2 protein-coding genes are annotated in these 10,486 nt (G+C 74.4%); both read right to left on the reverse strand.

Translation table 11 applies throughout. The annotated features are described in order from the left end of the window. The coding region (locus ADL03_RS41755) for a type I polyketide synthase (protein WP_157529743.1) at nucleotides 1-1,901 on the reverse strand (1,901 nt) is incomplete at its 3' end. Nucleotides 1,902-1,905: 4 nt separating this feature from the next. Next, nucleotides 1,906-10,479, reverse strand: a complete 8,574-nt coding sequence (locus ADL03_RS41760) for a type I polyketide synthase (RefSeq protein WP_053739196.1) — start codon at nucleotides 10,477-10,479, stop codon at nucleotides 1,906-1,908. Nucleotides 10,480-10,486 lie beyond the last annotated feature (7 nt).

Here is a 10,486-nt window from a genome sequence, read left to right on the forward strand (position 1 = left end):
AACGACACCGGCTGCACCACATCAACCCGATCCAAACCCGGCGCACCCGCCACACACCGCACCACATCCACCACAGACCAGTCCACAAAGGACGACAACGCCCTGTCACACTCCACCAACACATCACGAAACACCGACGACGACTCCAACAACCCCGCCGCCATCCCCACCCACTGCGCACCCTGACCCGGAAACACGAACACCACGTCGGGATCGGGACCGACGACCCGCACGGTGTCCTCAGGGGTGACGGCGCGAAGCCGCCCTGCCAGCTCCGCGAGGTCCCTGCCGACCACCGCCGTGCGCACACCGAGCTGCGCCCGTGCGGTGGCCAGCGAGAACGCGACGTCCGCGGGGTGCACGTCCGGCCGGTCCGCCAAGTGGCCGGTGAGCTTGGCGATCTGGGCGAGCACCGCCTCTTCGCTGTGCCCGGACACCACCCACGGCACGACGTCCGGAAGATCACGAACCGCGACCGGCTCGGTCACAGGCGCCTGCTCCAGGACCACGTGCGCGTTGGTGCCACTGATCCCGAACGACGACACACCGGCCCGCCGAGGCCGATCCACCTCCGGCCACGGCCGCGATTCGGTCAGCAACCGCACTCCGCCCGACGACCAGTCCACCTGCCGCGTCGGCTCATCCACGTGCAAAGTGCCGGGCAGGACACCGTGACGCATCGCCTGCACCATCTTGATCACACCACCCACACCGGCCGCCGCCTGCGTGACACCACCCACACCGGCCGCCGCCTGCGTGTGCCCGATGTTGGACTTGATCGAGCCGAGCCACAGTGGACGGTGCTCCGGCCGGCCGCGCCCATATGTCGCGAGCAACGCCTGCGCCTCGATCGGATCACCCAGCGGCGTACCGGTTCCGTGCGCTTCGACAACGTCCACATCGGACACCGATAGCCCCGCAGCCTCCAGCGCCGCACGGATCACGCGCTCCTGCGAGGGACCGTTGGGCGCGGTGAGACCGTTGCTCGCACCGTCCTGGTTCACCGCGCTGCCCCGGACCACGGCGAGGATCCGCCGTCCGTCGCGACGGGCGTCCGACAGCCGCTGCAACGCGACCAGGCCGACGCCCTCCGACCAACCGGTGCCGTCGGCGGCGTCCGCGAACGCCTTGCACCGCCCGTCCGGCGCCAGCCCCCGCTGCCTGCTGAACTCCAGGAACACCGTCGGCGTCGCCATGACGGTGACACCGCCCGCCAGAGCGAGGTCGCACTCACCGCCACGCAGTGCCTGCGCCGCGAGGTGGATGGCCACCAGCGACGACGAGCACGCGGTGTCCACCGTGACGGCGGGACCCTCCAGCCCCAGGGTGTAGGCCACCCGTCCGGACACCACGCTCCCGGCTGTGCCCGCCGCCAGCAGGCCCTCGACCTCCGGCGGTGCCTGCCCGGCCGGCGGTGCGTAGTCCTGGTACATGGCGCCCGCGAACACGCCGGTCCGGCTGCCGCGCAGGCCGCTCGGGTCGATCCCGGCGTGCTCCAGCACCTCCCAGGAGGTCTCGAGCAGCAGGCGGTGCTGCGGGTCGATGGCCTGTGCCTCGCGGGGTGAGATCCCGAAGAACCCGGCGTCGAACTCGCCCGCCCCGTAGAGGAAACCGCCGTTGCGGGTGTAGCTGGTGGCGTTGTGCTCCGGGTCCGGGTGGTGGATGCGCTCGGTGTCCCAGCCGCGGTCCGCGGGGAACTCGCCGATCGCGTCCCTGCCCTCGTGCACCAGCTCCCACAGCTCGTCGGGCGTGCCGGCGCCACCGGGGTACCTGCAGGCCATGCCCACGATCGCGATGGGCTCCGTGACCTGCTCCTCCAGCTCCCGCAACCGGCTCTGGGCCTGCCGGGTCTCGGCGATCGCCTTCTTCAGGTACTCGCGGAGCTTCTCCTCGTTGGACATCCCCTCAGTCCTTTCCGGTGGCGTCGACGAGCCGGAAGAGCTCCTCGTCGCTCGCACTGTCCAAATCGGATTCGTCTGCCGCGTCACCGACGTCGCGCCAGCGCTCGAGAATCCGCTCCAGCCGCTCGGTGACCTGGCCGCGGGCCCGCGCGTCCAGCGCGGCGTCCGCCAGCAGCACGTCCATCTCGTCGATCTTCAGGCGGACCACGTCCACCGGTTCCGGTGCGAGCTGCCCGCGCAGGTGCTTCACCAGCGCGGCGGGCGTGGGGTGGTCGAACACGAGGCTCGCCGGCAACCGCAGGCCGGTGATCGCCGCGAGCCGGTTGCGCAGCTCGACGGCCGACAGCGAGTCGAAGCCCAGGTCCAGGAACGCCTGGTCCCGGTCGATCACCGACGGGTCGCGGTGGCCGACCACCGCGGCGCTCTCGCCGCGCACCACGTCGAGCAGCAACTGGTTCTGCTCCCGCTCACCCAGACCGCGCAGCCGGTCGGCCAGATCCGCCACCGGCTCGGCGGCGGCGCGGCGCGGCGCCGCGGGAGCCAGTCCGCGCAGCACCGCGGGCACCTCTGCGGCACGCAGTGCGGCCCGGTCGAGCGGGGCTGTCACGACCACCGGTTCCACGCCGGCCAGCGCGAGGTCGAACAGCGCGGCGCCCTCGGAGTCGGTGATGGGCCGCAACCCCGTCCTGCGCAGCCGGTCGCGGTCGGCCGCCGGCAGCCGCTCCGCCATGCCACCGCCGGCCCACGGCCCCCACACCAGCGATCGGGCGGGCAGCCCCAGCCGGGCGCGGTGGACGGCGAGCGCGTCCAGCGCGGCGTTCGCCGCGGCGTAGTTGGCCTGACCGGAACCGCCCAGCAGGCCTGCCACGGACGAGAACAGCACGAACGCCTCGACCGGTCCCACCAGCTCGTGCAGGTGCCACGCGGCGTCCACCTTGGCCCGCAGCACCGCGTCGAACTGCTCGGGCCGCAGCGCTGTCAGCACGCCGTCGTCGAGCACGCCGGCCGCGTGCACCACCGCCGTGACGGGGTGTTCGGCCAGCAGCTCGGTCATCGCCGCGCGGTCGGCCACGTCGCAGGCGGCCGCCACGACCTCCGCGCCGTGGGCGGTCAGCTCGTCGACCAGTTCCGCCGGCACCCCGCGGCGGCTCACCAGCACCAGCCGCCGCACACCGCGTGCGCGAACCAGGTGCCGGCTGATCACCGAGCCGAGCGCGCCCGCCGCCCCGGTGATCAGCACCCGGCTGTCCGGCGTCCACGGCGAGCTGTCCGCCGCGGCCGGCGCGGGAGCCAGCCGGGGAGCGCTCACCCCGCCCGCCCGCACCGCGAGCTGGGGCTCTCCGGCGGCCGCGAGCGCGGCCAGGTCCGGTTCCACGCCCGGTTCCACGTCGACGAGCACGATCCGGCCGGGGTGTTCGGCCTGAGCGGACCGCACCATGCCCCAGACCGCGGCCGCGGCCAGGTCCGGCGCCTCCCGGTCGTCCAGGGCGACCGCCCCGGTGGTGCGCACCACGATCGCCTCGCCCTCGCCGGGGTCGGCCAGCGCGTCCCGCAGCCGGGTCAGCACCGCGGTCAGCGCCTCGCGGACGGCGACCGGCGGCTCGGACACCGGCCCGGCAACCGGTTCCGGTGCCACCAGCACGCGGACACCGGCGCCCCCGGACGACGGGACGTCCACGGGCTGCCAGGTGAGCACGTGCACGGCGCCGGTGGTGCGCGGCCGGCTCGCGAGCTGGTCCGCGCTGACCGGCCGGGTGGTGAGCCGGTCGACGGTCAGCACGGGCCGCCCCGCGGGGTCCTCCGCGTGCAGGGTCAGCGCATGCCCCTCGTGCCTGGTCAGCCGCACCCGCAGCACCCGCGCACCGGTGGCGTGCAGGTGGACGCCGTTCCAGCCGAACGGCAGCCTCAGCTCGTGGTCGGCGTGCGCGGCCGGGTGCAGCGCCGCGTCCAGCAGGGCCGGGTGCACGCCGTAGCCGTCCTGGTCGACGGCCACCTCGGCGTACCGGTCCTCGCCGTGCCGCCAGACAGCTTGCAGTCCGCGGAACACGGGGCCGAGGTCGAGGCCGCGGTCGGCCAGGTCGGCGTAGAGCTCGCTCAGCTCGACCGGTTCCGCACCCGGCGGTGGCCACACGCCCATCGGAACCGCCGCCGGCGCGGGCGCGTCCACCAGCGTGGCGGTGGCGTGCAGGGTCCACTCCGCGTGCGGGTCGTCCGGCCGGGAGTGCACCAGGACGGTGGTCCGGTCGTCCACTGTGGACACGGTCAGCTGGACCTGCCGCGGTCCGTCCAGTTCCAGCGGGGACTCGACGAGCAGCTCCTCGACGGTCGTCGCTCCGGCGCGCGCCGCGGCGTGCAGGGTCAGCTCCACCAGCGCGGCACCGGGCAGGACCACCCTGCCGAGCACGCGGTGCTCAGCCAGCCAGCCCGGCGCGTCCGGATCCAGCCGCCCGGTGAACACCGTCGCACCGTCCTGGGCCAGCGGCACGGCCGCACCCAGCAGCGGGTGGTCCGCGGGCTGCTGGCCGACGGCGGCGGGAACCCCGGTCACCGGTGCGCTGTCGAGCCAGTAGCGCTCGCGCTGGAACGGGTAGGTCGGCAGGTCCACCACGCGCGCGCCGGGGAAGACCGACGTCCAGTCCGGCTCGTGGCCCGCTGCGCGCATGGCCCCGAGCGCTGTCACCGCGCTGTGCTCCTCGTCCTGTCCCGCCCGCAGCGCTGCTGCCACGACCCGGTCCTCCAGCACGCGCTGGGCCTGTCCCGCCAGCACGCCGTCCGGCCCGATCTCCAGAAGTCCCGTCACCGGGTGGCGGTCGACCTCGGTCAGCGCTGCGTGGAAGCGGACCGGGTCGGTGACGTGCCGCAGCCAGTACTCCTCCGCGGACATCTCGGAGGTGACCTGCCGCCCGGTCACGGTGGACACGATCGGCACACCGGGCTCGCCGAAGGAAAGTCCCGCGAGCACCTCGCGGAACCGGTCGAGCACCGGCGTCATCAGCGGCGAGTGGAAAGCGTGGCTGACCCGCAGTGCCTTGGTCCGGCGGCCCAGTGCCGCGAACCTGGCCGCCACGGCCTCCGCCGCCACCCGGCTGCCGGACACGACCACCGCGTCCAGGCCGTTGACCGCCGCGAGACCGAGGTCGTCCTCGCCCTCCAGTGCCGCTCGCAGTTCGTCCTCGGTGGCTTGGACCGCGATCATCGCGCCGCCCTCGGGCAACGCGGCCATCAACCGCCCACGCGCAGCGACCAGCCGAGCCGCGTCCTGCAGCGAGAACACCCCGGCCACGTGCGCCGCCGCGATCTCCCCCACCGAATGACCCACCAACCAGTCCGGAACCACACCCCACGACTCGAAAAGCCGGAACAACGCCGACTGCAACACGAACAACCCCGCCTGCGCGTAGTCCGTCCGGTCAAGCAACTCCGGCCGCTCGACCAGCACCAGCCGCACCGGCAAAGGCACCCAGTCCGCCAGCTCGGCGTCCACCGCGTCCAACGCCGCATCCCACGCCCGCGCGAACACCGGATACGCCCGGTACAACCCCTGTCCCATCCCCACCCGCTGCCCGCCCTGCCCCGAGAACAGGAAGGCCAGGCCGCCCTGCCGGGCGGTCACGCCGTGACCGGTCGCGGCGAACTCGGTCAGTCGGTCCAGCAGCTCGGCCCGGCCCGCGCCGGTCACAGCGGCTCGCAGCGGGAAGGCGGTGCGCGTCGTGGCCAGTGAGAAGCCGACGTCCGCCACCGGCACCTCGGGACGTTCGCGCAGGTGCGCGGCGATCCGGCCGGCCTGCGCGCGCAGGGCGGGCAGGGTCCGGGCGGACAGCACGAGCGGTGTGGTCGCGGTGGGCGGTTGCGGCCGTTCCGCGGTGTGCTCCACCGCCTGCTCGACGATCACGTGGGCGTTGGTGCCGCTGATGCCGAACGAAGACACGCCGGCGCGGCGCGGCCGGTCCACCTCGGGCCACGGCCGTTGCTCCGCCAGCACCCGGACCGCGCCGGACTCCCAGTCGACCTCGGCGCTGGGCTGGTCCACGTGCAGGCTGCGGGGCAGCACGCCGTGCCGCATCGCCTGCACCATCTTGATGATTCCGGCAACACCGGCGGCGGCCTGGGTGTGGCCGATGTTGGACTTGACCGTGCCGAGCCACAACGGCTGGTCCACCGGCCGATCCTGCCCGTAGGCCGCCAACAACGCCTGCGCCTCGATCGGATCACCCAGCGTCGTACCGGTGCCGTGACCCTCGACCGCGTCCACGTCCCGCGGCGCGAGTCCGGCGGAGGCCAGCGCGGCCCGGATCACGCGCTCCTGTGAGGGGCCGTTGGGCGCGGTGAGACCGTTGCTCGCACCGTCCTGGTTCACCGCGCTGCCCCGGATCACGGCCAGGATCCGCCTGCCGTTGCGCCGTGCGTCGGACAGCCGTTCCAGCAGCAGCACACCGACGCCTTCCGACAGGCCGGTGCCGTCGGCCGCGGCGGCGAACGCCTTGCAGTGGCCGTCCGGTGCCAGGTTGCCCTGCCGGGCGAACTCCACGAACGTGTCCGGGGTGGCCATCACCGTGACACCGCCCGCCAGCGCGAGGTCGCACTCACCACCGCGCAGCGCCTGACCCGCCAGGTGCGTCGCCACCAGTGACGACGAGCAGGCGGTGTCGATGCTGACCGCCGGTCCCTCCAGCCCGAGCACGTAGGACAGGCGGCCGGACAGCACGCCGCCCGCGTTGGCGGCGCCGAGCACCTCCTCGTAGCCGCCGGTGGTGCCGGTGAAACGGGCGCTGTAGTCGCGGTACATGGATCCCGCGAACACGCCGGTGTTGCTGCCGCGCAACGACACCGGGTCGATGCCCGCGCGTTCCACCGCCTCCCACGCGGCTTCGAGCAGTAGTCGCTGTTGCGGGTCGATCGCCACCGCCTCACGCGGCGAGATGCCGAAGAAGGTGGGGTCGAAGTCGGCCGCGTCCGCCAGGAACCCGCCGAGCCCGGTGGGAACGGAGTCCAGTGACGGCCAGTTCCGGTCCGCCGGGAACGCCGACAGCCCGTCCCTCCCGTCCGCCAGCAGCTCCCACAGCTGCTCGGGGTCGTGCACGTCGCCGGGGAACCGGCAGGCCATGCCGACGATCGCGATGGGTTCGCCGGCCGCGTGAACCGTCGCGGTGGTCGTGACCGGGGTCGCGGGCCCGACGCCCAGGGTGGTGCGCAGGAACGCGGCCAGCGCCGCGGGCGTGGGGTGGTCGAACACCAGCGTGGCCGGCAGCCGGACGTCGACGGCCTTGGACAACCGGTTGCGCAGCTCGACCGAGGTCAGCGAGTCGAACCCGAGGTCGCGGAACGCCTGGTCGGCGGGCACCGAGGCCGGGTCTGCGTGGCCGAGGATGGTGGCGACGTGGCCGCGCACCAGGTCGAGCAGCGCGGCGAGCTGCTGCGGCTCGGCGAGCGCGCGCAACCGTTCGGCCAGGTCGGCGGCGTCACCGGAGGCAGCCCGCCGCCGGGCCGGTGGCACGAGGCCCCGCAGCAGCACGGGCACCTCCCCGGTCCGCACCGCGTCCAGGTCCAGCGGTGTCACGGCCAGCACCGGCCGGTCGGCGGCAACGGCGGCGTCGAAGGCCGCGAGCCCCGCCGGGGTGTCGATCGCGGCGAGACCGTCGCGGGCCAGCCGGGCGTGGTCGGCGCCGCCGAGGTGGCCGGTCATCCCGCTGGCCTGGGCCCACAGCCCCCATGCCAGCGAGGTCGCGGGCAACCCGAGGTCACGCCGGTACCGGGCCAGCGCGTCGAGCGAGGCGTTGGCCGCTGCGTAGTTCGCCTGGCCGGCGCTGCCGATCAGCCCGGCCAGCGAGGAGTAGAGCACGAACGCGTCCAGGTCCCCGGCCAGCTCGTGCAGGTGCCAGGCGGCGTCCACCTTGGCCCGCAGGACCCGCTCGACCTGCTCGTCGGTGAGACCGGTGACGGTCCCGTCGTCGAGCACCCCGGCGGTGTGGACCACGGCGGTCAGCGGCTGGTCGAGCCCCGCCAGCAACCCGGCGACGGCCGCGCGGTCCGCCACGTCGCAGGCGACCACCCGCACATCGGCACCCGACTCGGCCAGCTCGTCTACGAGCTCCCGCGCGCCGGGCGCTTCGATGCCACGCCGGCTGGTCAGCACCAGGTGCCGGACGCCGTGCTCGGCCACCAGGTGTCGCGCGAGCGCCGCACCCAGCACACCGGTGCCGCCGGTGACCAGCACGGCCCCGCCGGTCCGCCACGGTGCGTCCCCGACCGGCGAGGTGAACCGGGCGAGCCGCGGCACCAGCGCACCGCCGTCCCGGACGGCGAGCTGCGGCTCCCCGTCCGGCACCGCCGTGACGCCGGTCCCGTCGACGAGCACGATCCGGCCGGGGTGCTCGGACTGGGCGGAGCGGACCAGCCCCCAGACCGCCGCGGCGGCCGGGTCGACCCGGTCACCGGGTGCGGCAGCGACGGCGTTCCGAGTGGTCACCACGAGGGTGGAGCCAGCGAACCGGTCCTCGGCGAGGAACCGGCGGACGGCGGCGAGGGCCTGCGCGACGGCGTGCCGGACGGCTTCTCCCGGCCCCAGGTGGTGGTTGTCCAGGACAGCGCTCATGGCGGGGACGTCCGAGGCCGCCGACGGCCTGCCGCCGTCCTGTGGGGCTGCGGCGGCACCCGCTGGTGGCGTCCCTGCGTCCGGCGGGGCCACCTCCGGCAGGTCCCGCCGGTTCACCAGTTCCGCCTGGTCGTCCTCGGGCCGAGCCACAGCCACCAGGTCCCGCCGGTTCACCACCCCCGCCTGGTCGTCCCTGGGCAGAGCCACCGCCTCTAGGTCCCACCGCACCAGCGGCCCGGGCCGCTCGTCGTCCAATGTGGACAGCACCTCGCCGCCCGCGGGCAGCGCCACCGGCCGCCACGTCTCCTCCAGCAGCAGATCGCTGCCGGGGGTGCGGACCGCGGGCCCGGCGGGCCGGGTGATGAGTGCGTCCGCGGTGAACACCGGCTGTCCCGCCGGGTCCGTGGCCCGCACCTCGACCGCGCCCTCTCCCACCGGGGTCAGGCGGACCCGCAGCCTCGTCGCCTCGACCGCGTGCAGCCGGACGCCGTGCCAGCTGAACGGCAGGCGCACGGCGTCGGCGAAGTGCGCGAACAGGTGCAGTGCGGCGTCGAGCAGCGCCGGGTGCAGGCCGAAGCCCGGGTCGGGCTCGACGGGCAGCTCCACCTCGGCGTACAGCGCGTCGTCACGGGTCCAGGCCGCGGTCATCCCCTGGAACACCGCGCCGTAGCGCAGACCTCGGTCCGCCAGCGAGGCGTAGGCCGAGGTGACGTCCACGGGCTCGGCGCCCGCCGGGGGCCACGGCCCGGTGTCCGCGGCTTCCTGGCGGTGATCACCGCTGAGCACGCCACTCGCGTGCTTCGTCCACGGTCCGTCGCCGGCACGGGAGTGGATGGTCACCTGGCCGCGGCCGTACTCGTCGCGGTGCAGGTTGACCTGGAGCTGCCTGGGCTCGGTCAGGTCCAGGGGCGCCTCGACGACCAGTTCGTCGACGGTCGGCAGGCCGAGGTGGTCCCCCGCGTGCAGGGCCAGCTCGACGAGGGCCGCGCCGGGCAGGATCGGGGTGCCGAGCACCGTGTGATCGGCCAGCCAGGGGTGCGACGACAGGCCGACCCGGCCGGTGAGCAGCACGCCGTCACCGGTCGCCGACCCGACTGCGGCGGTGAGCAGGGGGTGGCCGGTGGCGGCCAGGCCGAGGCCGCCGGGGTCGGTCCCCTGGTCGGTGCCGAGCCAGAACCGCCTGCGCTGGAACGCGTAACCGGGCAGCGGCACCCGTGTGGCGTCGGGGCCGAGCAGAGCGGTCCAGTCGACGGCGACGCCCAGCGCGTGCGCGTGGCCGACGGCGGACTGGAACCGGGTGAGGTCGCCCTCGTCGCGGCGCAGGGTGCCGAGCGCGGCCACCGGCGCGTCCGCCAGGGTGTCCTCGATGGCGGACACCAGGACCGGGTGTGTGCTCACCTCGATGAAGATCACGGACTTGAGGTCGTCGGCCACGGCGCGCACGGTGTCGGCGAACAGCACCGGACGGCGCAGGTTGCGGTACCAGTACCCGGCGTCCATTCCGGCCGTGTCCCAGAGGCCACCGGTGACGGTGGAGTACAGCGGCACCGTGCCGGACACCGGGACGACGTCGGCCAGCTGGCCCAGCAGCGCGTCCTCGATCCGTGCGACCTGCGAGCTGTGCGAGGCGTAGTCCACCGGCAGCATCCGGTGCCGCAGTCCGTCGCGCTCGCACCGGGCAGCGACCTCGGCGATCACGTCGGGTGCGCCGGCCACGACCACGGCCGCCGGCCCGTTGACCACAGCGACGTCGGCGCCGGAGGCCAGTTCGGCCACCCGTGCAGCGGACGCGGCGACCGACAGCATGGCGCCCCGGCCGCTGAGTTCGCGTGCGATCAGCGCGCTGCGCAGCGCCACGATCCGCGCGCCGTCGGCCAACGACAAACCACCCGACACCACCGCAGCCGCGATCTCACCCTGCGAATGACCCACCACCGCAGACGGCACCACACCCACCGAACGCCACAACGCCGCCAACCCCACCATCACCGCA

Source organism: Nocardia sp. NRRL S-836 (genome assembly GCF_001279525.1).
Lineage (GTDB): Bacteria > Actinomycetota > Actinomycetes > Mycobacteriales > Pseudonocardiaceae > Lentzea.

Coding starts and splice junctions, on each gene's coding strand:
- ADL03_RS41760 (WP_053739196.1), bottom strand. CDS start 10,479: ATGGTGGGGTTGGCGGCGTTGTGGCGTTCGGTGGGTGTGGTGCCGTCT.